16 protein-coding genes are annotated in these 23,000 nt (G+C 75.9%); 11 read left to right on the top strand and 5 right to left on the bottom strand.

What is annotated here, in order from left to right; genetic code table 11:
* Positions 1-59: 59 nt before the first annotated feature.
* Positions 60-1,091, top strand: a complete 1,032-nt coding sequence (locus tag CCE01nite_RS15265; protein ID WP_034633598.1) for a GNAT family N-acetyltransferase — start codon at positions 60-62, stop codon at positions 1,089-1,091.
* Between the two features lie 70 nt (positions 1,092-1,161).
* On the opposite strand, the gene CCE01nite_RS15260 is transcribed toward CCE01nite_RS15265, so the two are convergent.
* Positions 1,162-3,633 (bottom strand): DNA gyrase/topoisomerase IV subunit A, encoded by a 2,472-nt coding sequence (locus tag CCE01nite_RS15260; protein ID WP_034633600.1) that lies wholly within the window; start codon positions 3,631-3,633, stop codon positions 1,162-1,164.
* Between the two features lie 254 nt (positions 3,634-3,887).
* On the opposite strand from CCE01nite_RS15260, the gene CCE01nite_RS15255 reads away from it, so the two are divergent.
* From CCE01nite_RS15255 to CCE01nite_RS15220, 9 genes are all read left to right on the top strand, one after another.
* On the top strand, positions 3,888-6,662 hold the full coding sequence (locus tag CCE01nite_RS15255; protein ID WP_034633603.1) for a bifunctional acetate--CoA ligase family protein/GNAT family N-acetyltransferase: 2,775 nt from the start codon (positions 3,888-3,890) through the stop codon (positions 6,660-6,662).
* Between the two features lie 41 nt (positions 6,663-6,703).
* Positions 6,704-7,279: a DUF5998 family protein gene (locus CCE01nite_RS15250; protein ID WP_034633606.1), complete on the top strand. Its 576-nt coding sequence runs from the start codon at positions 6,704-6,706 to the stop codon at positions 7,277-7,279.
* Entirely contained in the window at positions 7,276-8,550 is a 1,275-nt protein-coding gene (locus tag CCE01nite_RS15245) for an alkaline phosphatase family protein (protein ID WP_141372651.1), read from the top strand. The genes CCE01nite_RS15250 and CCE01nite_RS15245 overlap by 4 nt, the downstream gene beginning before the upstream one ends.
* 12 nt (positions 8,551-8,562) lie before the next feature.
* Entirely contained in the window at positions 8,563-9,234 is a 672-nt protein-coding gene (locus tag CCE01nite_RS15240; RefSeq protein WP_141372650.1) for a thymidine kinase, read from the top strand.
* Positions 9,235-9,337: 103 nt separating this feature from the next.
* The gene (locus tag CCE01nite_RS15235; RefSeq protein WP_141372649.1) at positions 9,338-9,991 is read left to right on the top strand and encodes a DsbA family oxidoreductase; all 654 of its coding nucleotides are present in this window, start codon (positions 9,338-9,340) and stop codon (positions 9,989-9,991) included.
* Complete coding sequence (locus CCE01nite_RS21410; RefSeq protein WP_170223981.1) at positions 9,988-10,134, top strand: hypothetical protein; 147 nt, start codon at positions 9,988-9,990, stop codon at positions 10,132-10,134. The genes CCE01nite_RS15235 and CCE01nite_RS21410 overlap by 4 nt, the downstream gene beginning before the upstream one ends.
* 60 nt (positions 10,135-10,194) lie before the next feature.
* Positions 10,195-10,980: a ZIP family metal transporter gene (locus CCE01nite_RS15230; protein WP_141372648.1), complete on the top strand. Its 786-nt coding sequence runs from the start codon at positions 10,195-10,197 to the stop codon at positions 10,978-10,980.
* A gap of 128 nt (positions 10,981-11,108) precedes the next feature.
* Entirely contained in the window at positions 11,109-11,537 is a 429-nt protein-coding gene (locus CCE01nite_RS15225) for an OsmC family protein (protein ID WP_170223980.1), read from the top strand.
* 224 nt (positions 11,538-11,761) lie between these two features.
* Complete coding sequence (locus CCE01nite_RS15220; RefSeq protein WP_141372646.1) at positions 11,762-12,355, top strand: RNA polymerase sigma factor; 594 nt, start codon at positions 11,762-11,764, stop codon at positions 12,353-12,355.
* On the opposite strand, the gene CCE01nite_RS15215 is transcribed toward CCE01nite_RS15220, so the two are convergent.
* A complete protein-coding gene (locus tag CCE01nite_RS15215) occupies positions 12,352-12,804 on the bottom strand; it encodes a hypothetical protein (RefSeq protein WP_141372645.1) in 453 nt (150 codons plus the stop codon). The two genes, CCE01nite_RS15220 and CCE01nite_RS15215, sit on opposite strands and share 4 nt — an antisense overlap.
* 184 nt (positions 12,805-12,988) lie before the next feature.
* Positions 12,989-15,730 (bottom strand): CHAT domain-containing protein, encoded by a 2,742-nt coding sequence (locus CCE01nite_RS15210; protein WP_141372644.1) that lies wholly within the window; start codon positions 15,728-15,730, stop codon positions 12,989-12,991.
* 145 nt (positions 15,731-15,875) lie between these two features.
* On the opposite strand from CCE01nite_RS15210, the gene CCE01nite_RS15205 reads away from it, so the two are divergent.
* On the top strand, positions 15,876-17,249 hold the full coding sequence (locus CCE01nite_RS15205) for a S8 family peptidase (protein WP_034634577.1): 1,374 nt from the start codon (positions 15,876-15,878) through the stop codon (positions 17,247-17,249).
* Between the two features lie 90 nt (positions 17,250-17,339).
* Here the strand turns inward: CCE01nite_RS15205 and CCE01nite_RS15200 are convergent, their stop codons facing one another.
* Entirely contained in the window at positions 17,340-18,620 is a 1,281-nt protein-coding gene (locus CCE01nite_RS15200; RefSeq protein WP_034634581.1) for an endo-1,4-beta-xylanase, read from the bottom strand.
* The gene (locus tag CCE01nite_RS15195) at positions 18,608-22,624 is read right to left on the bottom strand and encodes an endo-1,4-beta-xylanase (RefSeq protein ID WP_169744054.1); all 4,017 of its coding nucleotides are present in this window, start codon (positions 22,622-22,624) and stop codon (positions 18,608-18,610) included. The genes CCE01nite_RS15200 and CCE01nite_RS15195 overlap by 13 nt, the downstream gene beginning before the upstream one ends.
* Positions 22,625-23,000: the final 376 nt, after the last annotated feature.

Here is a 23,000-nt window from a genome sequence, read left to right as displayed (position 1 = left end):
ACGGCGCGGCGGACGCAATCGTCTTGCCCGTCGACGGGCAGCACCGGCATCGTGGCGCGGTGAGCACTCTGTCCCTCGCCCCGATCGCCGTCCGTGCCGCTGCCCCCGCGGAGCCGCCCCGGCCCCCAACTGAGCTCGGCCTCACGTGGCGTGCGCTGACGCCCGACGACGCCCCCGCGCTGTTCGAGCTCGTCTCCGCGGTCGAGGAGGCCGACGCGCTGCCGTTCCGGCGCTCCCTCGAGGAGGTCGTCGAGATGTTCGAGGGCGACTGGAAGGACCACGCGCGCGACACGCTCGTCGGTGTCGACGACGCCGGTGTGATGCGCGCCTACGCGCAGGCCACGACCGCGCCGGGTGACGAGTCGCTCGTGCGGGCGTTCCTGCTCGGCGGCGTGCACCCCGCGTGGCGGGGACGCGGGGTCGGTCGGGCCGTCGTCGCCTGGCTCGAGGGGCGCGGCCGGCAGCTGCTCGCCGAGTCGGGCAAGGACGTGCCGGGCCGGCTGGCCGCCTACCTCGAGGACGCCGCGCCGGTCTCCGCCCGCGTCTACGCGCACGCGGGCTTCGCGCCGGTCCGCTACTACTCCGAGATGCGGCGCCCGCTGCGGGACGGGGTGCCCGCCGTGCCGCACGTCGACGGCGTCCGGATCGTGCCCTGGGCGCCGGAGCTCGACGAGGCGGTTCGCGTCGCGCACAACGAGGCGTTCGCCGACCACTGGGGCAGCCAGCCGCGGAGCGCCGAGGCGTGGAGCCACGGCCGGAGCATGTTCGCCCCGTCGTGGAGCTTCGTCGCGGTCGACGACGCGACCGGGGAGGTCGCGGGGTACCTGCTCTCGGGCCGGTACGAGCAGGACTGGGCCGTCGCCGGGTACCCGTCGGGGTACACCGAGCTGCTCGGCGTACGGCGCGCGTGGCGCGGGCGGGGGCTGGGCGTCGCGCTGCTCACCGCCGCGATGCACGCGTACGCCGCGGACGGCATGCACTACGCCGAGCTGGGCGTCGACACGGAGAACCCGTCGGGCGCGCACGGGCTCTACGCGAGCCTCGGGTACGAGGTCTTCCAGGGCTCGACGATGTGGTCGATCGAGCTCTGACCGCAGGCTCGTGCGCGGAAGGCGGGCCCCGCGACGCCGCGGGACCCGCCTCGGGCTCTGCCGCGGAGCATCAGCCGATCGCGTGCACCGGCGCCGCGAGGGGCACGCCGGACCCGTCGCGTCGCGTGTCGACCGCGGGCAGCTCGACCGGCTGGCCCGCGGACGTCGTCGCGTGCGGCGGCACGGGGCCGACCCACGCGAGCAGCAGCGTGTCCTCGCCCTTGAGGAAGCGGTGCGCGCGGACCCCGCCCGTCGCGCGTCCCTTCCCGGGGTAGACCTCGAACGGTGTCGTCTTGACCGAGCCGGCCTGCGTCCCCGGCAGGGCGGTCGACGTGCCGGCGATCGTCACGACCGCGGCCTCGACCCCGGGTCGCACCGCACCGAAGTGCACGACGCGCTGCCCGGCCGCGAGCTTGATCCCGGCCATGCCGCCCGCCGAGCGGCCCTGCGGACGCACGGACGACGCCGCGAAGTGCAGGAGCGAGGCGTCGGACGCGACGAGCACGAGCTCGTCGGCGTCGGTCACCTCGACGCAGCCGACGACCTCGTCGAGCTGCCTGAGGGCGATGACCTCCCACGCGTCCCTGTTGCCCGGGACGTCGCCGGGGGAGACGCGCTTGACGACGCCCTGCGCGGTCCCGAGCGCGAGGGTCGGCGCGTCGGGCGCGAGCGAGGTGAGCCCGACGACCCGCTCGCCGGCCTCGAGCGTGACGACCTCCGCGAGCGGGACACCGCCCGAGAGCGTCGGTGCGCCGTCGGTCGGCGGGAGCGAGGGCAGGTGCAGCACCGACACGCGCACGACGCGGCCGCGCGACGTCACGGCACCCACCTCGGCGCGGGCCGTCGTCGCGACCGCGCCCCGCAGCACGTCGTGCTTGGCGCGGCGCACCCCGGCCTCGGCACGCAGCGGCGCGTCCGGACCCGTGGTGCGGGCCAGCAGACCGGTCGCGGACAGCAGCGCCCAGCACGGCGAGTCCTCGATCTCGAGCGGCGTCGCCGAGCGGGACGCGGCGGCGGCGCCCGTCACGCTCGTGCCCCCGGCCGACTCGAGCAGGACCGTGCGGCGCGGGGTCCCGTAGGTCGCGGCGACGTCGGCCATCTCCTCGGACACGACGCCGCGCAGGCGCTCCTCGTCGGCCAGGATCGTCTCGAGGTCCGCGATCTCGCGCTGGAGCTGCTCCTGCTCCTTCTCGAGCTCGATGCGCGAGAACTTCGTCAGGCGACGCAGGCGCAGCTCGAGGATGTACTCGGCCTGCGGCTCCGACAGGTCGAACACGTCGCGCAGCCGGGTGCGCGCGGTGTCCGAGTCGTCGGAGGTGCGGATGACCTGGATGACCTCGTCGATGTCGAGGATCGCGACGAGCAGGCCCTCGACGAGGTGCAGGCGCTCACGACGCCGGGCGAGGCGGAACGTGGTCCGCCGGCGCACGACGTCGATGCGGTGCGCGACCCACACCTGGAGCAGCTCGCGCAGCCCGAGCGTGCGGGGCTGACCCTCGACGAGCGCGACGTTGTTGATCGAGTACGAGTCCTCGAGCGGGGTGTACCGGTAGAGCTGCTCGAGCACCGCCTCGGGGTTGAAGCCGGTCTTGACCTCGATGACGAGCCGCAGGCCGTGCTGACGGTCGGTGAGGTCGACGGCGTTGGAGATCCCGGAGAGCTTCTTGGACTGCACGCCCTCCTTGATCTTCTCGATGACCTTCTCGGGGCCGACCGTGTACGGCAGCTCCGTGATGACGATGCCCTTGCGCTTCGCGGTGACGTTCTCGATGCGCGCGGTGGCCCGCGTGCGGAACGCCCCGCGGCCCGTGCGGTACGCGTCACGCACGCCGTCGAGGCCGACGATCTTGCCGCCCGAGGGCAGGTCGGGGCCAGGGACGAAGCGCATGAGGTCGTCGAGCGTCGCGTCGGGGTGCGCCACCAGGTGACGTGCCGCGGCGACGACCTCGACGAGGTTGTGCGGGGCCATGTTCGTCGCCATGCCGACCGCGATGCCGCTCGCACCGTTGACCAGCAGGTTCGGGATGGCGGCCGGGAGGACCTCGGGCTGCGTGAGCTTGTTGTCGTAGTTCGGCACGAAGTCGACGACGTCCTCGTCGAGCCCGGTCGTCATGGCCGCCGCCGCGGGGGCGAGGCGGGCCTCGGTGTACCGGGGCGCGGCCGGGCCGTCGTCGAGCGAGCCGAAGTTGCCGTGGCCGTCGACGAGTGGCAGCCGCAGCGAGAACGGCTGGGCCATGCGGACCATCGCGTCGTAGATCGCGGTGTCGCCGTGCGGGTGCAGCTTGCCCATGACCTCGCCGACGACGCGCGCCGACTTCACATACGGGCGGTCCGGGCGCAGGCCCATGTCCGCCATCTGGTAGAGGATCCGGCGCTGCACGGGCTTGAGGCCGTCGCGGGCGTCGGGCAGGGCGCGCGAGTAGATGACCGAGTAGGCGTACTCGAGGAACGAGCCCTCCATCTCGGTCGCGACGTCGATGTCGACGATCCGCTCGACGACGTCCTCGGCCGGGACGTCGGGGGTCGCGTTGCGTCGCGCCATGGGTGAGCGGCTCCTCGGGGGGACGTGCGGACGGGCGGGTCGTGCGCGGGCGTGCGGGTCCAGCGGGGTCGTGCGGCGTGCCGGCCGGCGGCGCACGTGCGCACGCGGCGCCGCCATTGTCGCGCGTCGGGCGGCGTGCACGAACCATGCCACGCGGGTCGGACACCCGCCGCGCGGCGGGCGACGGGCCGGGTCCGGGCGTGCGGCGGAGGTCCACCCGCGGTCCGCGGCGCCCGCGCACTAGCCTGGACGCCATGGCTGAGGTGACCGGCGGCGACGCGGCCGCGACGTCCCCCGTGCCGGCGCCGGCGTACCCGGCCGGCTGGGAGGCGGACGTCGTCCTGCGGGACGGGTCGACGACGCACGTGCGGCCGATCCGGCCGAGCGACGCCGAGGCGCTGCAGGCGTTCCACGTCGCGCAGTCCGAGCGGTCGACCTACCTGCGGTTCTTCGCCAACCTCGACCGGCTCTCGGACCGCGACCTCGCCCGGTTCACCGTCGTCGACCACGCCGACCGCGTCGCGCTCGTCGCGGTCACCGCGGACGACGAGATCATCGGCGTCGCGCGGTACGACCGCATCGCTCCCGACGCCGCCGAGGTCGCGTTCAACATCGCGGACGCCCACCACGGGCGCGGGCTCGGGTCGGTGCTGCTCGAGCACCTCGCCGCGGCCGCCCGGGAGCGCGGGGTCCGGCGGTTCACCGCCGAGGTGCTGCCGCAGAACGGCCGCATGATCGCGGTCTTCCGCGAGGCCGGGTACGCGGTCCGGCAGTCGCTCGAGGACGGCGTCGTGACCGTCGAGTTCGACATCGACCCGACCGGGCGCTCGCTCGCCGTGATGGCCGACCGCGAGCACCGCGCCGAGGCCCGCAGCGTGCAGGGCCTGCTCTCGGCGCGCTCGGTCGTCGTCGTGGGCTCCCCGGACGTCGCGCGCGGCTCGATGGACGACCTGCTCGCGCGGCGCGTCGTGGCGGACCTCGAGGCCGGCGCGGACGGTGACCTCGGGCTGCACGTCGTCGCGCTGCCGCCGGACGACCCGGACCACCTGGACCTCCCGGGCGGCCCGGGGCGCGCGCCGGGCGTCGCGACGCAGCACTGGCCCGACGTCGCGTCCGTGCCCGGACCGGTCGAGCTCGCGGTCGTCGCGGTGCCCGCGGCCGAGGCCGTGGCCGCCGTCCGGGCGCTCGCGCGGCTCCAGGTCCGCGGCGTCGTCATCCTCTCGGACGGGTTCGCGGAGACCGGCCCCGAGGGGCTCGCGCTGCAGCGGGCCCTGCTGCGCACCGCGCACGCGGCGGGCATGCGCGTCGTCGGGCCCAGCTCGTACGGCGTGCTGTCCTCGACCGGGGGCCGGGTGCTCAACGCGTCCCTGGCCGCCGACCCGCCGCCGCCCGGCACGATCGGGCTGTTCTGCCAGTCGGCGCCCATGGCGGTCGCGCTGCTCGGCTCGGTGCGCCGGCGCCGCCTCGGCCTCTCGCACTTCGTCTCCGCGGGCCACCGGGCGGACGTCTCGGGCAACGACCTCATGCAGTTCTGGCGCGACGACGACGCGACCGAGGTCGTCGGGCTCTACCTCGAGTCGATCGGCAACCCGCGCAAGTTCTCGCGCGTCGCCCGGCGGCTCGCGGCGGTTAAGCCGGTCGTCGTCGTGACCGCGGGCCGCTCGGGGCAGGTCGTGCCGCCCGGGCACGCGGTGCGCGCCACCCGGGCCCCGCGGCGCACGCTCGAGGAGGTCATGCGCCAGTCGGGCGTGATCCGGGTCGAGAACACCCACCAGATGCTCGAGGTCGCCCAGGTGCTCGCGCTCCAGCCGCTGCCCACGGGCCGGCGCGTCGCGATCGTGGCGAGCTCGGCGCCCATGGCCGCGCTCGTCGCCGAGGCCGCCGCCGCGGTCGGGCTCGTCGTCGGGGGGCAGGCCGCGATCGTCCGGGAGGACGCCGAGGACGAGGCGCTCGCCTCGACGCTCGCGAGCCTCTACGAGGACCCGGCCGTCGACGTCGTCGTCGCGGTGCACGTCCCGACCGTCGGGCACTCGCAGGTGCGGGTCTCGCGCGCTCTCGCCGCCGTCGCGGCCGGCTCGGGGCGCACGACCGTCGCGTGCATGCTCGGGCTGCACGGCGCGACCGACGACCTGACCGCCGAGGACGACGACGGGCGGCGCTGGACCATCCCGGCGTACACGACCCCGGAGGACGCGGTCCTCGCGCTCGGGCAGGCGGAGCGCTACTCGGCGTGGCGCTCGGCGGACCGCGGCACCGCGGTGCAGCCCGCCGGCGTCGACACCCGGGCGGCGCGCCGGCTGGTCGCCGCGCGGCTCGCGGGCGTGACGCCGGGGGACGTGGTCGACCTGAGCCCCGCCGAGACCGCCGAGCTCCTGGCCTGCGCCGGGGTCGCGGTGCTCGAGTCGGTCCCGGTCGCGACGCCCGACGAGGCCGTCGAGGCCGCGCACCGCATCGGCTGGCCCGTCGCGCTCAAGACGACCGTCCCGGCGCTGCGCCACCGCGCGGACCTCGGTGGGGTGCGGCTCGACGTGCACGACGAGGCGGAGCTGCGCGCCGACGTCGAGCAGGTGCTCGCGCTCGCGCAGGGCCACCCGCTCGAGCCCGGGCGCGCGCCGCTCGAGGTCCAGCGCATGGCCCCGCTCGGTGCCGCGTGCGTCGTCCGGTCCGTCGAGGACCCGCTGTTTGGGCCGGTGCTCAGCTTCGGCCTCTCGGGCGACGCGTCGGACCTGCTCGGGGACATCAGCTACGCCGTGCCCCCGCTCACCGACGTCGACGTCGCCGAGCTCGTGCGGGCCGCGCGTGCCGCACCCCGCCTGTTCGGGTATCGCGGGCTCCCGCGGCTCGACGTCGACGCGCTCGAGGACGTCATCGCGCGGCTGTCGGTGCTCGCGGACGACCTGCCCGAGCTGCGCAGCCTCGAGCTCAACCCGGTCGTGGTCTCCGAGCACGGCGCCACCGTGCTCGGCGCACGCGCCCAGCTCGGGACCGCCGACCGTGCCGACGGCTCCCGGCGCGCGCTCCCGACGTGACGACGGGCCGGCGGGGCCGCGCGGGGTGGGAGGATGGACCCGTGCCCGCTGCGTTCACCGAACTCCGCCACGACCTCCACCGGGCCGGGTACTACCCGGACCTCGTCGCCGACGTGCTCGACGTCGCGCTCGCCGACGAGCCGGTCGTGGCGCACCTGGTCCATCCCGAGACGACGTTCGACGACGCCGAGGTGCGCCGGCACGTCACGGTGCTCGTGCTGACGCCGTCGCGGCTCGTCGTCGCGCACGTCGACGACCACCCCGCGGACAGCGAGAACCCGTCGGCGAGCGCGTCCGCGACGACCGAGTCGGTCCCGCTCGCCGAGCTGCGCTCGGTCGCCCTCACGCACGTCGTCGCGAAGCCCGAGAAGCACCGCACGGGCGACGCGGCCTCCGAGCTCACGCTCGCGATCGGGTGGGGGGCCGTCTCGCGCGTCGACCTCGAGCCCGCGACGTGCGGGGACGCCGGCTGCGAGGCCGACCACGGGCTCACCGGCACGCTCACGCCCGACGACGTCGTCGTGCGCGTCTCGGCGGTCGCCGAGGGTGCGGGCGCCGTCCGGGCCGCCTCGACGTTCGCCCGCGCGCTGTCCGCCGCGACGTCCCGCCCGCGATGACCGAGCCCTCCTCGTCGCCCCTGACGGGCGCGACGCCCGCTGACGCGCCCGCGCCGGACGCGCGGGTCGACCCCGCCGCCGAGGTCGGTGCGGCGCTGTCGACCGCGGGGCTGCTCGCGCCGGCGTTCCCGGGCCGTCACCTCGGTGCGGTGCTCCCGGCGGTCGCCGCGGCGATCGGGGCCCGCGGTGTGCGCGGTTCCGCCGACGCGCGCGGCCGGCTCGGGCTGCCCGGTGCCCGGCGCGCGTGCGTCGTGCTGGTCGACGGGCTCGGCCGGAACAACCTGAGCGAGCGCGCGGGCCACGCGCCGTTCCTGCGCTCGCTCCTGCAGGGCTCGCCCGCGCTGCGGTCGGGCTTCCCGTCGACCACGGCGGCGTCCATCGCGTCGTTCGGGACGGGGACCCCGCCCGGGCGCCACGGGCTCGTCGGTTACAGCGTGCGTGTTCCGGCGACGGGGGCGCTCGCGAACATGGTGTCCTGGAACGACGGGGTCGACCCGCACGCGTGGCAGCGCGAGCCCACGGTCTTCGAGCAGCTCGGGGACGCCGGCATCCCCGTGACGAGCGTCGGGCCCGCGCGGTTCGCCGGCTCGGGGCTCACCGAGGCCGCGCTGCGCGGCGCGCGCTACGTCGGCGCCGAGTCGCTCCCGGACCGGGTCGACGCCGCGGCGTCCGAGCTCGCGGGCACGTCGCTCGTCTACCTCTACTGGGGCGACCTGGACAAGGCCGGGCACCACCACGGCTGGGGGTCGAGCCAGTGGGGTGACGAGCTGAGCGCGGTCGACAGCGAGCTCGCGCGCCTCGCCCGGTCCCTGCCGCGCGGCACGTCGCTGTACGTGACGGCGGACCACGGCATGGTCGACGTCGACCCGGCCCGGCGCTGGGACGTCGCCGCGACGCCCGCGCTCGCGGACGGCGTCGTGGTCGTCGCGGGGGAGCCGCGCGCGCTGCACCTGCACGTCACGCAGCCGGGCGAGGACGTCGGGCCGGACGAGGTCGCGGTGCGCGCCCGCGGGGTCGCGGCGCGCTGGCGCGAGACCCTCGGGCCCGCGGCGGTCGTCGTGACCGGGGCCGACGCGATCGCGGCCGGGTGGTTCGGGGACGTCGCGGCGCATGTGCGCCCGCTCATCGGCGACGTCGTCGTCGCGATGGCCGGCCGTGCGACGGTCGTCGACTCGCGCACCCAGAGCCCCGGCTCGCTCGAGCTCGTCGGGGTGCACGGCTCGCTCACGCCGCACGAGGTCGTCGTGCCGTTCCTCGCGGTGCACGCGTGAGCGGGGCGGTCCGTGGCTGAGCTCGCGTTCTTCTCGGGGACGATGGACTGCGGCAAGTCGACCCTCGCGCTGCAGATGCACCACAACCACGACGCGCGCGGACGCGACGGGGTCCTGTTCACCCGCAACGACCGGGCCGGCGCCGCACGGCTGTCGTCGCGGCTCGGGCTCAGCGTCGACGCGCACGAGGTCGGCGACACGACCGACTTCTGGGCCGAGGTCGTCGCGCGGCGCACCCACGGGCGTGCCGTGGACTACCTGATCTGCGACGAGGCCCAGTTCTACACGGCCGCGCAGGTCGACCAGCTCGCGGCGGTCGTCGACGAGCTCGACGTCGACGTCTTCGCGTTCGGCATCACGACCGACTTCCGCACGCGCCTGTTCCCGGGCTCCGCGCGGCTCGTCGAGCTCGCGGACCGCATCGAGGTGCTCCAGGTGCGCGCGCTGTGCTGGTGCGGCGCGCGCGCGACCCACAACGCCCGGACGGTCGACGGGGTCATGGTCGTCGAGGGCGAGCAGGTCGTCGTCGGCGACGTCGAGGCGGACGCCGACACGGTCGGGTACGAGGTGCTGTGCCGGCGCCACCACCGGCACCGGCTCACCTCGGTGTCGGCGCGCGCGGCGTCCCCCTCGCCGCAGACGCTCGGCGTGCTGCCCGACGACGTCCCGGCGGCACGGGCCTGACGGCCGGCGCCGGGCGTGCCACGTCGGCGTCCGCGCCGCGGGGTCGCCGCTGGGGTCCCGGGCGGGCGGGAATAGCGGCGCGCACCCGGTGTTGACGACGGTCGTGAGCACTCCTGTGACCGTCCACGTCTGGTCCGACATCGCCTGCCCGTGGTGCTACATCGGCAAGCGGCGCCTCGAGCGGGCGATCGAGCAGTTCGACGGCGAGGTCGAGGTCGAGTACCACGCCTTCGAGCTCGCCCCCGACACGCCCGTCGACTTCGAGGGCACGGAGGTCGACTTCCTCGCCGGTCACAAGGGGCTGCCCGCCGCGCAGGTCGAGCAGATGCTCGCGCAGATGACCGCGCTCGCCGCGGGCGAGGGGCTCGCGTACGACTTCGACGCGCTCCGGCACACCAAGACGCTGCTCGCGCACCAGGCGGTCCACCACGCGCGGGCGCACAACCTGCAGGGCGCGCTCGTCGAGCGGCTGTTCCGGGCGTACTTCGAGGAGGGCCGGCACGTCGGGCGCGTCGACGAGCTCGTGGCGCTCGCGGCCGAGGTCGGGCTCGACGCCGACGAGACCCGCGCGGCGCTCGACTCGGGCCGGTACGCCGACGCGGTCCAGCAGGACATCGCCGCCGCGCAGGAGATCGGCATCCGCGGGGTGCCGTTCTTCGTCGTCGACGGCCGCTACGCCGTCTCGGGGGCGCAGGCCCCCGACGTGTTCCTGTCCGCGCTCGAGCGGGTGCGCGACGAGCGGGCGGTCGCCCGGTGAGCGGCGGGACGCCCACGCCGGCCTCGGAGCCCGTCCTCGCCGGGCTCGCGCTCGTGCCGCTCGGCGACGAGGACGCCGGCACGTGCGTCGACGGGGTGTGCGTGATCCCCGGTGCTGCGGAGCCCGGGACGCCCCGCACCTGACCACTCCGGGCGCCCGTCCCTGCCGTGGCGTCGCGCACCGGCATGCGCTTCAGTGGGGGCATGGGCGAGTCGCTGGTGTTCGGGGCCATCGCCTCGAGCGCGCTCGTGATCGGCGCGCTCGTCGGCGGCTGGGTCACCGTCCCGAAGCGCGTGCTCGCGGGGATGCTCGCGTTCGCCGCGGGGGCGCTCATCACGGCGCTCGCGTTCGAGCTCTTCGAGGAGTCCTACGAGCGCGGCGGCCTGTGGCGCGCCGTCGCCGGCCTCGTCCTCGGGGCGGTCGTGTTCACGGTGCTCAGCGCGCAGCTCGACAAGGCCGCGCGCGCCGGGTCGCGGACGCAGGAGGGCGACGAGGCGAGCGACAAGCTCGACGTGGACGCCGCCGCGTCCGACCGGCCCGCGTCGTCGGCCTCGAAGCAGGGCGCCGCCGGGCTCGCGCTGCTCGCCGCGGTCACGCTCGACGGCGTCCCCGAGAACCTCGCGCTCGGCGTCTCGCTCGGCGAGGGCACGGGCGGCCTCGCGCTGCTCGCGGCGATCTTCGTGTCGAACTTCCCCGAGGCGCTCGTCGGCGCCGCGTCGATGCGCGCGCAGGGCCGCTCGCACCGGTACGTCGTCGGGCTGTGGGTCCTGTGCGCGGTGCTGCTGACGCTCGCCGTCGTGCTCGGCGCCGGCCCGCTCTCGCAGACGTCGCCCGAGACGATCTCGCTGCCGCTCGCGTTCGCCGCGGGGGCGGTGCTCGCCTCGCTCGCCGACACGCTCATGCCCGAGGCGTACGAGCGCGGTGGCCCGCTCGTCGCCCTCAGCACGACCGGCGGGTTCGTGCTGTCGTTCGCGCTCTCGCTCGCCTGACCCCCCGCTGTGCTCGCCCGCGCCGGACGGTGCGCCGGCCGAGCCGGACGGTGCGCCCGCCCGTGCTCGGGCGGTGCACCGCCGAGATGCGCGGCGGCCCCGCGCTGGTGACAGTAGAGGCACACCGCATGCCCCGCGACGACGAGAGCGAGACCACCATGACGCAGCAGGTCCACGAGGCACGCGCCACCGCATCCGCGAGCCGGGTCAGCACGCCGGACGGCAGCCTCGACGTCGGCCTCGCCGTCGCGGGGGACGCCGACGGGTCGGACGGCGCGACGTCGCCCGAGCACCTCATGGCGGCGGCGCTCGCGGGCTGCCTGCACCAGGCGCTCCAGGTCGCGGCGAGCTCGCAGGGCGCGTCCGCCGTCGACGCCCACGTCGAGGCGACGGTCACCCTGGAGTCGGGCGACGGCTCCGGGTACACGTCGTCGTTCGTGCTCGAGGTCACGGGCCTGCCCGCCGAGACCGCGGACCGCGTCCTCGAGCAGGCCGCCGCGCTGTGCCCGTTCACCAAGGCGCTCGCGGGGGAGCGGCTCACGCTGCGCACCGCCTGACGCGGACGCGCCGGGACGAGCACCGCCCGATCGGACCAGGCCGGGGTGGCGCACCGCCCGAAGGGGACGCGCGCCGGGGCGGTGCACCGCCCGACCCCGGGGCGCACCCTGGCGGCGCACCGCCTGACCCGGGGCGCACCCCGGCGGCGCACCGGCGTAGCCTCGGGAGGACCCGGCCCGACGCGGTGCCGGTACCGTCCTCGCCGGCGACCGGGAGGCAGCCCATGGCGGACGACGTCTCCGTCGCGGAGCTCGTCCTCGCGGCGCGCGGAGGGCAGCAGACGGCCTGGGACGAGCTCGTCGTGCGGTTCACGCCGCTCGTGCACGGCATCGTGCGGCGCTACCGGCTGCAGGGCTCGGACGTCGAGGACGTCGTGCAGACGCTCTGGCTGCGGCTCGTGGAGCACCTCGACGACCTGCGCGAGCCCGCCGCCCTGCCGGGCTGGATCGTCGCCACGGCACGCAACGAGTGCCTGCGCCTGCTGCGCGCACGCCGGCGCACGCAGCCGGTCGACCCGCTCGGCCCCGGGATCGACCACGAGCCGCCCGCGACCGCGCGGCTCGACGAGGAGGTCGTCGAGGACCTCGACCAGGCCGGCCGCCACGAGCTCCTCCTGCGGGCGTTCGCGGAGCTGTCCGAGCAGCACCGCGAGCTGCTCCTGGTCCTCGTGCAGGACCCGCCGCCGAGCTACGCCGAGGTCAGCGCACGGCTCGGGATCCCGATCGGGAGCATCGGGCCGACGCGCGCGCGAGCCCTGCAGCGCATCCGGGAGAACCCGGCCGTCGCCGCGTGGATCGCCGCGGCGGCGGACGTCTAGGTCCGCACCCAGTCGGTCACGACGGTCGCGGACGGCGTGGTGCAGCGCAGCCGGATGCGGGTGCCGGGCGGCGCGGCGACGGAGAAGCAGCCGGCGTCGTCCGCCGGCACGGGCGACTCCCGGCCGTCGGCGGTCTGCAGCACGACGTCGCCCGGGCCCGGGGGCACGAGCTGGCCGACGAGGCGCTCGCCGGTGACCTCGAGCTCGACCGTGAGGTCGGGGGCGTCGAACACGAGGCTGCGCGGCGCCGTGGCCGCTCCGCGGACCAGGACGCGGTCGTCGAGCAGCGAGTCGTAGCTCAGGGTCGCGAGCTCGGCGTCGACGGTCCGCCACGTGAACGCGGCCCGTGCCCCCTCGAGCTCGCGCGCGCTCGCCGGCGTGGCGCGGCCCAGCGCGGCGCGCAGGTCCGCGAGCAGCTCGTCGTCGTCGGTCCATCGTGGCTGCGTCATCGTCGTCCCCGTCCGCTCGTCCGCGGGGCCCGTGGCGCGTCGCCGGTGCCGGAGCCCCGGTCCCAGCGTCCCACCGCGGTGCGCTCGGCGCGCCCCTGGTGCAGGTGCACCACCCGGGGGAGCGTCGACCGGCGGCGCTGATACACCGGACGCGGCGTGCTGCCCGTCGGGGCAGCCGTGCTGCTCACCCGGGCAGCCCGGCGGCGACGGGCGTGGCTGCCGCGAGGTCGGCGTGCCTCGGCAGCGTCACGTCCACCCCCGGGACGCGCGGCGGCCCGGTGGGTCCGGAGCCGGGCCGGTCGCCGTGCCCGAGCACCACGAATCCCGCCGCGGCCGCCCGGGACTGCTCGTCCGAGCCGGCGAGCGCGAGCTGGGCGTGCGCGAGCGCCTCCGCGGGCGTACGGCCGCGGCCGAGCTCGCGGTGGTACGCCACGACGAGCGTGACCGTCTGGGCGTCCGCGACGGGGACGACGGGCGCGACGAGCGTCGCCGTCCCGCCCGCGAGCAGGGCCGCGGTGAACCCCAGGATCTCTCCGCCGCCGACGACCTCGGACCGGGCGGTGTCGCACGCGGCCAGCACGACGTGGTGCGGCGCGCGCGGGACGCGCTCGAGGTCGTGCACCGTGAACGGGCCGTCCGCGAGGGTCAGCGCGGAGAACATCGGGTTGTCCGAGCGCAGCCGCCCGTGGGCCGCGAGGTGCACGAGCGCCGCCCCGTCGATCGCCGCCGCGACGGGTCCTGCGGCGGCGTCGGGCCCGACGAGCACACGTGCGCCCGGGTACTCGGCGGCCACCGCGTCCGCCTCGGCCCGCGCCCCCGGCAGTCCGGGGCCGGCGACCACGACGACCCGCCCGTCCCCGGGCGCGCTCCGACCGGCGGCCGCGTGCCACAGCGTCGCCGAGGGGCTCACGCTCACGGCGCGGCCGCGGCACGAGGGGAGCACCGACCACGGCACCTGCTGCAGGACGCCGACCGGGACGACCACGAGCGGCCGGTCGCCGAGCGCGCCGCGCAGCGGGAGCGCGAGCAGCGCGTCGAGCCGGTCCCCGGCACGGGCGAGCACCGTCTCCGCCGCCGCGAGGCTCGCCGGGCGTGCGGTCCCCGCGGCGAGCCGGCGCAGCGCGAAGCCCACGAGCTCGACCTGCGCGCGGACCTCCTCGACCGTCGCGAGCGCGTGCAGCCGGACGTGCCCCGCGGTCACGGTCACCGCGAGCAGCCGGCCGTCGTGCTCGACGTACTCCACGAGGGCCGCACCGCGCAGCGCGTGCTGCAGCTCGGGGACCGGTCGTGGGCGCACCGGCACGTCGCCGTCGCGTCCGGGCAGCTCGCGGCAGCGGTCGCGGATCGTGCGCTCGAGCCCGACCTGCTGCGCGACCGCGGCGGACGCCGTGACCCCCGCGGTCCGCCGTTCCTCGATCGCGGTCATCGTGGCGCGCAGCCGGGCGAGCAGGTCCGCGAGCGCCGCGTCCTCGGGCGGGTGCGCACGGCGCAGCAGCGTCGCGGTCGCGCGGTTGCACTCGGCCCACCACAGCACGTGCCGCGCGTCGCGGTCCTCGAGCGCGAGGCGCAGGCCCATCCGGGCGATCGCGCCGCGGTGCACCGTGACGTGCGCGCGCAGCTCGGTCGCGCCGAGCGTCGCGCGGTGGTCCTCGACGACCCGCAGCCCGGCGCGCAGGGCCGCCACGGCGCCGTGGCGGTTGCCGGTCTGCTCCCGGAGCATCGCCTCGGCGAGCCACGCACGGGCGCGCGCGTCCGCGGGTCCTGCGCGCCGCGCCCGGCCGGCCTCCGCGAGGTCGCGGCGCGCCCCGGCGGCGTCCCCCCGGCGCAGGGCGAGCCGGGCGGCGAGGATGCGGGCCTCGAGGGCCGGGACGGCCCAGCCCGACTGCGCGAGCGCCTCGGCGACGCGCCGGACCTGCGCCGGGGTCACGGCCCGGTCCGCCTCGACGAGCGCCTGGACGCGCGCGTACCGCGCGAGGGTCGTCCACTCGGTGCGGCCCATCCGACCGAAGTCGTGCATCGCCGTCTCGGCCGCCGCCCGGGCCTGCTCCGCGTCGCCCTGGACGAGCGCGATCGTCGAGAGCAGGAGCCGGGCCTCGGGCAGGTGGTTGCGCCGCCCGTCCCGCTCGTCGGCCGCGACGGCCGCCTCCGCGGTCGCGCGTGCCTCGTCGACGAGGCGCACCGAGAGCAGCAGCTCGGCACGGTCGGTGAGGATCGACCCCGACGCCAGCCCCAGGCCCGTGAACGCGGCCTCGGCGGACGCCAGGTGCCGCAGGGCGGCGGGGACGTCACCGCGCTGCGCGTGCACCCACCCGAGGTTGTGCGCCACGATCGCGCCGGGCAGCCGCAGCCCGTGCTCGGTGCACAGCCGGCCCGCGGCGACGAGGTCGGCCTCGGCCGCGGCGAACTCGCGCCGGGCCGTGTGCAGCAGCCCGCGGTTGGACAGCGCGCGCGTCGCCCACTGGACATCACCCGCTCGCCGCAGCACCGGCAGGGCGCGGCGCAGGTCGTCGAACGCGTCGTCGAGGCGGCCGAGCTCCTGGGAGATCGCGGCGCGCTGCGTCAGTGCACGGGCCGCTGCGACGCCGTCGAGGTCGGCGAGCGCGCGGCCGATCTCCTGCGCGGACTGCCGGGGCCGGCCACGGAGCATGAGCGCGGACGCGAGGCTCATCCGGGCCTCGCCGGTCAGTCGGGCGTCGGCCGCGCGGCGCCCGGCCCGGACCGCCGCCCGCAGGTGCGCGAGCGCGTCGTCGAGCCGGGACTGCTGCATCGCGGCGACGCCGAGCGCCCGCTCCGCGACGCACGCGGCCGCCCACGCACGCGCCGCACGGGCCGCCGGGGCGACGTCGCCCGCGAGCAGGACCGCGGCCGCGGGGTCGACCCCCGCCAGCCGCAGCGCCTCGTCGGCGTCGACCCTGAGCTCCGTCACGTCACTCGCCTCGTCCCGGCCGTGCGCACGTCCTGCTCCGACGGTCGCGCGCGCGGACCGCTTCGTCAACGGGCAGACCTCGTCCCTTCCGGGCGGAGGGGGCCGCTGCGAGACTGGGCGGATCCCGCCGGGTACGGAGGCGCACATGTCCGAGCAGACCCCGAGGCGCCCCACCGCGACGCCGTCCGCGACCGTGGACCTGCTCGTCGCCGGCGAGCACGACGGGCTCGTCCGGGCGACGCTCGACCGCTGGGGAGCCGCCGGCTACACGCACGAGAGCGACGCCGACCTGGGCCTGAGCCGGATCGCCTACCCGCGCGAGCACCTCGAGGCGCTGCTCGACGGGTGGCGGCGCGAGCGGGCGCAGCGACCGGCGCCGGGCGCGGGGGCGGCCGTGCCGGACGACGGGACTCCACCCGGTCTCCGGGAGACGTACGTCCGACCCGCGCGCCGGGCCGCCGACGGCGGGCTCGAGCCGGACGACGCCGACGAGCTCCTCACGCTGCTGCGGACCTCCCTGGCCGACCGGTACTCCGGCTGGTTCCCGACGATGGGCAAGAACCGGTTCCTCGGGCTCGTGACCAACGGCGGCGGGACCGTCTCGCACGGCGGCGGGCCGCCCCCGGTCCGGACGGACGACGTCGTGCGGCTCGACGGCAGCGGCGGTGCGGGGATCACGGTCGGCGTGCTCGACACCGCGGTGCTCGCGCACCCGGCGCTCGCGGGCCGCTACCTCGCGGACGAGTCCGACCGGCTCGTGCCGGGCGACGGGCCGCTCCCGGTCGCCGCCGGGCACGCGACGTTCGTGACCGGGCTCGTGCTGCAGCGCGCGCCGGGCGCGACCGTGCGTGTGCGACGGGTGCTCGACGACCGCGGTGCGGCGTCGTCGTGGGACGTCGCGCGCGGGATCGTCGCGCTCGGACGCAGCGGGATCGACGTGCTCAACCTCTCGCTCGTCTGCTACACCTCGGACTCCCGCCCGCCGCTCGCGCTCGCCGCCGCGGTCGACCGCCTCCCGCCCGAGGTCCTCGTCGTGGCCTGCTCGGGCAACCACGCGGACCCGCTCGTGGCCCAGCAGCTCGCCGGCGAGCGACCCGACGGGGAGCTGCGCGTGGACGCGCGCGAGCCGGCGTGGCCCGCCGCGCTCGACGACGTCGTCGCGGTCGGCTCGGCACGGGTCGCCGCGACGAAGAAGAGGTCCCGCTCGGCGACGCTCGCGCCGTTCACGCCGCCGGACGCGCCGTGGATCGACGTCGTGGTGCCGGGGGAGAACCTGCTGAGCACCTACCTGACCGGCACGGTCGAGCTCGACGACGGGACGACGACGGAGAAGCCGTTCGGTGGCCAGGGGCGCTGGGGCGGCACGTCGTTCTCGGCCGCGCTGCTCGCCGGCCACGTCGCACGGCGCGCCGCCACGAAGGGCGTCCCGGTGCGCGCGGCCTGGTCGTCGCTCCTGTCGAAGGCCGACCGGACGCGCGGCGAGGGTCGACTCCCCCCGTTCGTCGACATCCCGCTCTGACGCGGGCCGGGCCACCGCGACGGCCCGCCGCCACGCCGCCCCCGGGTCATGAGCCGGGTGGGCGGCGCGGCGACGGGCCGTCGCGGGGCGTCAGCGGGGGAGCGACACCTCGGCCTCCACGGTGCCGGGGGTCGTGAGCGCGAACGACGCCGCCGCGTCGCCGGACGAGACCCGGTAGTCGCCGAGGAACCCGCGGACGGCGACCCGGCCCGACGCGTCGGTGCGCAGCGTCGTCGGCCCGTGCCACCACTCGCCCCGGACCAGCCCGCGCAGCGCGTCGTACGACGGCTTGGGGGTGCCGTCCGTGCGCACGAGCCCGACGGGTGCACCGAGCCAGGCGCCCTCGTCGGAGATCCCCCAGTAGTTCACGGCCTGCACCGCGGGGTGCCCGACGAGCGTGCGGTAGTGCCGCACGATCTCCTCTGCCTGCCGCTCCTCGCCCTCCGGCGTCGAGGGCCACGACGGGACCTGGTAGTCGTTCAGGTCCTTGATGTGCGCCGGCATGAGGTCGCCCGAGAGCAGCGTGCTCTCGGTCAGGTGCAGCGGCAGCCCGTACCGCGCGAAGCGGTCGAGGATGCGCAGCGTCTTCTCCTCGCCCCAGTAGCCCTGGTGCATGTGGCTCTGCAGCCCGATCGCGTCGATCCGGATGCCGGCCTCGAGCACGCCCTCGATGAGGCACTCGTACGCCGTCGACAGGTCGAAGTCGTTGAGCAGCAGCGTCGCGCGGGGGTTGGCCACGCGCGCCTCCTCGAACGCCATCCGGATCGTCGCGATGCGCCCCCGCTCGTAGCAGAGCCGCGTGATGCCGTTGCGGTGCTCCTCGTTGTCGAAGACGGGCATGATCACGACCTCGTTGATCGCGTCCCACACGTCCACGACCCCCGCGAAGTCGGTGACCTCGCGCCGGATCCGGGCCCGCTGCGCGGCCTCGACCTCGTCGGTCGAGAGCTCGCGCAGCCAGTCGGCGGTGACCGTGTGCCAGACCAGCGGGTGGCCCTTGACCGTGACCCCGCGCTCGGCGAACCACTGCGCGGTGCGCAGCAGCCGCGCCGTGTCCGGCTCGCCCCGGCGCGGCTCGAAGCCGCCCCAGTAGAACGGCAGGGTCACCGTGTTGAACACGTCGAGGAACAGGTCCGCGAGCCGTGCGGCGCTCGCGGGCGGGGCGCCCCCGAACGGGCTGTCCGGGAGCGCCTCCGTCTCGTCGTTCGCGAGCCCGATGAAGTCGAAGCCGATGTTGCCGAACGAGAACGCGTGACGCGTCTGCTCGACGACGACCTCGGTGTCGGCCAGGGGCCGCCCGCCGGCGCCACGCACGGTCAGCGTGGCGTCGGCGGTGCGGTGCCCGGGAGCGGTGGTGCTCAGAACGGCCACCACCCCCACCACCAGGACGGCTTGGCGAGCTGGACCGTCACCGTGGTGTCGGCCGTGACCTCGCCGGAGGTGCCGCGCAGCGTGTACTTGCCCGGCAGGACCCCGCGCGGGACCCGCACCTCGGTCGTCGCGGAGCCGTCCGCGCCGACCGTGACGTCGCCGAGGTCGACGCGTGCGACGACCCAGCGCCCGATACGCCGCTCGAGCACGAGGTCGACCGTGCTGCTCGGGAGGTAGCCCTCGAGCGTGACCTCGAGCTGGTCGCCGGCCCGGACCTTCCGGTCCGCGGTGACGCTCGGGTCGGGCTCGGGGACGACGACCGCGGGGACGAGCTCGGCGACGCCCCAGCGGGCCGTGCTCTGGTAGCCGCGACCCGTCGGGTCCGCCCACGCCCGCACCGCGGTGCGCGCGCCGGCCGTCGCGTCGTTGACCTGGAAGTCCAGGCCGTGGAACGTCCCCACGCCGCCAGCCTCGAGCAGGCTGATCGACGCCTCGACGACGTAGCCGCCCGCGACCGTGCTGGTCTGGCTCACGAGGCGGTTCTGCTGGAACGCCTCGTCACCCGTCCCGAACGACGCCTCGTTGAGGTAGCTGATGCGGATCTGCGTGTCGTCGTAGCGGTAGGGGCCGTTCTTGACGTTGCCCGCGTCGAGGAAGATCTCGAGCGAGTCCTGGACCCACGGGTCGGAGCCCGTGGCGTCGAGCGTCGGGTCCGTGACCTCGGCGAGCACGTAGAGGGTGTTCTCGCGCCAGAGCGTCCGCACGTTCGCGGTCGCGCCGCCCTCGCCCTCGATCTGCTTGTCGGTCGTGACGGCGTTCGCCGACGCCCACGCGGCGTCGACCTGGCCGTCGATCACGGGAGCCCCCGCGGCCTCGACCACCTGGGTGGTGGACAGGGCCTCGACGAGCGTGAGCGTCCCGAGCACGCCCGGCTGGTTCCACGCCGCGCTGCTCTCGCCGTCGGTGACCCGGACGTCGAAGCTCACCTGGTCGCCCTCGGCCGAGGTGCGGGGCAGGTGCGCGACGACCGCGTACCCGCCGTCGACCGCCTCGACGACGGCCTCGACCTCGGCCTCGCCGTTGCGCCCGACGGTGTACGACTCCTCGCCGACGACGAACGTGACCGCGTCGGACGCGTCGACGGTGGCGTCGGTGACCCGGGCGTAGACCGACAGGTGGTCGGCCTCCCAGCGCACCGAGAAGCCGGCGACGTCCTCGACCGTCTGCAGCGGCAGCTGCCGCCACTCGACCGCGCCCGTGGCGCCCGCGGCGACGGCGACGTCCCCACGGAACGCGTTCGCCGCACGCTGGCGGGCCGAAAGCTCGCCGTCGACCGCGCCGTAGTACGCCGGCTTGGCCTGCAGCGCGTCGTCGAACAGCAGCGGGGCGCCCGAGTCGACGCGCCAGCTGCGACCGTCGGTCAGGCCCCACACCGTCACCGAGAACAGGTCCTCGGCGTGCTCGCGGAAGATCCGGAACGCGTCGCGGTAGTAGTAGCCCTGCTCGATGAGGCTCGCCTGCGTGACCGGCGTGCCCGTCGTGACGTCGAGCTCCGAGACGACCTGCGTCAGGCCCAGGTCGTCGAACGCGACGATCGCGTCCTCGAGGGCCTGGACCGGCATGGCCAGGCTCACGTGGAACTGGTGGCCGACCGCGTCGACCGGGACGTCCCGGGCGAGCAGCCGCTCGACGAGCGCGTGCAGGCGCTGCTGCTTGCCGACCTGCTCGGTGTTGTAGTCGTTGATCGTGAGCGTCACGGGACGCTCGCCCTCGACCGCGAACTCGCCGTTGAACGCCTCGTCGGCGTACCGGAACGCGAGGTCGATGAACTCCTCGCCGAGCACCCGGTACCACTCGCTGCGGCGCAGCCCGTCCTCCTCGCTGCGGCCGTCGGAGACGACCTCGTTGACCACGTCGAACGCGACGACCGGGTTCGTCTCGCTGCCGAAGAGGCCGTAGCCGCCGCCGGTGCTGAGCGCCTCGGCGACGTCGAAGATGTGCGTCCGCATGCGCATCCGCAGCTCCTGCTTGTCGGCTTCGCTCGTGGTGAGCGGCGTGCCGTCCTCGTGCGTGAAGAACCACGCCGGGGTCTGGCTGTGCCACACGAGCGTGTGCCCGTAGACGCGCACGTCGTTCTCCTGCGCGAACTCCATGAGCGTCGTGGCCTCGGGGTGCGTGCGGAACTCGCGCGCGTCCGTGTACCAGGCCTCGGGCTTCATGTGGTTCTCGCCCGTGATCTGGTCGAAGTGCCGCAGGAGCAGCTCGGCCGCGGGGCCGGTGGTCTCGCGGCTGTCGATCGCGACGCCGACCGGGAAGTCGACCGTGTCCTGCAGCGGCGTGAGGTCCTGGACCTCGCTGGGCTGCTTCGCGGAGATGACGACGTCGTCGACCAGGAGGTCGGCCGCCGAGCCGTCGGGGTAGGAGGTCTCGAGGTAGAGGAACGCGGACTCGGCCTCGGGCATCTGGTACGTCGCCCGGATCTCGTGCCACGCACCGGAGGTCACGCCCGTGAGCTGCGCGACGGTGTCGTACGTCGTCGCGCCCTCGCTCGTGCGCTGCAGGCTGAGCCAGACGTCGTCGGTCGGGGCGCCCTCGCCGAACCGGACCCAGGCGCTGATGTCGTAGGTCGTGCCCGCCGTGAGCAGACCCGTGACGTCGCGGCCGATGCCGTCGCCCTGGGTCGTGCGCCCGGTCACGAGCGCCGCCTGCGTGCCGCCGTGCGCCTGCGTGGTGGTGACCTCGACCGTGGGGTCGCCGTCGGCGTCGCCGCGCGGGACCCAGCCGTCGAGGCCGTCCTCGAAGTCGCTGCTCAGCGACGTGACGGTCGGAGCGGCGCCGCCCGTGGGCAGCGTGAACGTCCAGCCCTCCGCGAGGCGCTCGCCGAGGACGGTGCGGACGGCTGCGATGCCGTTCGCGCGGTCGCCGCCGCCGTCGTGCACCAGCACGACCGCGCCGGGCGTGACGGCTGCGCGCAGGTTCGCGGTCAGCGTCTCCTCGGACAGGTCGTTGCCGTCCCAGTCGGAGATGACGTTGCCGAGGCCGAGCGGCTGCATGCCGAGCTCGACGGCGACGGCCGGGGTCGCACCCCAGCTGCCGTTCGGCGCGCGGAAGTACGGGACCTCGAGCTCGGGGTCCCCGGCGGCCTCACGGATGATCGCGAGGTTCCGGGCCAGGTCCGCGCGGATCTGCTCGGGCGTCCAGCTGCCCATGTCGGCGTAGGTCGTCGTGTGGTTGCAGACCGTGTGGCCCTCGTCGACGATCCGGCGCAGCAGCGCGGCGCCGCCCTCGGCCTGGACGTTCTGGCCGATGACGCAGAACGTCGCGGTCAGGTCGTTCTCGGCGAGGAGGTCGAGCAGGTCGTCGGTCTCGCCGGGGTTGGGGCCGTCGTCGAACGTCAGCGCGGCGACGTTCCCGGTGCCGCGCGCGGTCGTCACCGGGGTCGGCACGGGGTTGACCGCGCCGCCCGGGACCACGTCGGGGTCGGGCTCGCCGCCGCCTCCGCCGGCCGCCGTCAGGACGAGGTCGTCGACGAGGTAGTCGTACGGCGCGGCGAGGTCGCCGGTGCCCAGGTAGACCTGGAGCGTCGCCGGGTCGGCCGCCGCGGGCGCCGTGAAGGAGCCGGTCACGGTCGTCCACGCGTCGGCGGTCATCGTCGTGTTCCCGACCCACGTGTAGTCGGGCTTGACGACGAACCGGATGCCCGCCGAGCCCTCGGTGCCCTCGGCGAGCCGGGCCCGCATCGAGAACGTGTAGGACGCGCCGGGCTCGAGCAGCCCGGTGGGGGACTGGATGCCCTCGTAGTCGGCCGCGCGGCCGCTCACGAGGAGCGCCTTGCCGCCGTCGACGTCGACGACCGAGAGCGGCGCCGCGCCGCTCTGCGTCCACGGGGCCCAGGTGCCGTCCTCGAAGTCGGTACCGAGGACGACGACGGGCTCGTCGGCGGCCGCGGCCAGGTCGGTGGTGGTCGAGGCGGCTGCCGCGCCCGGGGCCACGGCAGCTGCCATGACCACGGCGAGCAGAGCCGCCCCTCGTGCTGTCCAACGCGCGGGTGAACGCGTCATCTATCGCCCCTTTGCGACTGATTCCGGGTGGATGCGCCCTCACCGTAAGCGGTGCGGAGCGCGGCGTACAGAGGTGGAGAACGATTTTTGTAAAACGGTATCGACATCCTTACCGAGTGGTCGCGCTCCCGCACTAGCGGGGGGTAGGAGACGTACGTGAGAGGCCCCGGGGAACCCGTCGCGAGGTCGTGGGGGACCGTCCCGACGGGTGATGCCCGGGTCGCTCTCGGCTGGGCGTATCACCGGACGGTCGCGGGCTCTCCTCCGGTGGTGCGACCCCGACGGGCGGGGGAGCCGACGCCGCGACGGCGACGCGACG

Origin of the sequence: Cellulomonas cellasea (assembly GCF_006538745.1) — a bacterium.
GTDB classification, from domain to species: domain Bacteria; phylum Actinomycetota; class Actinomycetes; order Actinomycetales; family Cellulomonadaceae; genus Cellulomonas_A; species Cellulomonas_A cellasea.
This window is presented reverse-complemented; position numbering and strand designations above follow the sequence as displayed.

Excerpts from the sequence above, each read along its gene's own strand:
- CCE01nite_RS15230 (WP_141372648.1), top strand. The coding sequence starts at position 10,195 with ATGGGCGAGTCGCTGGTGTTCGGGGCCATCGCCTCGAGCGCGCTCGTG.
- CCE01nite_RS15195 (WP_169744054.1), bottom strand. The coding sequence starts at position 22,624 with ATGGCAGCTGCCGTGGCCCCGGGCGCGGCAGCCGCCTCGACCACCACC.
- CCE01nite_RS15205 (WP_034634577.1), top strand. The coding sequence starts at position 15,876 with ATGTCCGAGCAGACCCCGAGGCGCCCCACCGCGACGCCGTCCGCGACC.
- CCE01nite_RS15255 (WP_034633603.1), top strand. The coding sequence starts at position 3,888 with ATGGCTGAGGTGACCGGCGGCGACGCGGCCGCGACGTCCCCCGTGCCG.
- CCE01nite_RS15225 (WP_170223980.1), top strand. The coding sequence starts at position 11,109 with ATGCCCCGCGACGACGAGAGCGAGACCACCATGACGCAGCAGGTCCAC.
- CCE01nite_RS15215 (WP_141372645.1), bottom strand. The coding sequence starts at position 12,804 with ATGACGCAGCCACGATGGACCGACGACGACGAGCTGCTCGCGGACCTG.
- CCE01nite_RS15260 (WP_034633600.1), bottom strand. The coding sequence starts at position 3,633 with ATGGCGCGACGCAACGCGACCCCCGACGTCCCGGCCGAGGACGTCGTC.
- CCE01nite_RS15220 (WP_141372646.1), top strand. The coding sequence starts at position 11,762 with ATGGCGGACGACGTCTCCGTCGCGGAGCTCGTCCTCGCGGCGCGCGGA.
- CCE01nite_RS15245 (WP_141372651.1), top strand. The coding sequence starts at position 7,276 with ATGACCGAGCCCTCCTCGTCGCCCCTGACGGGCGCGACGCCCGCTGAC.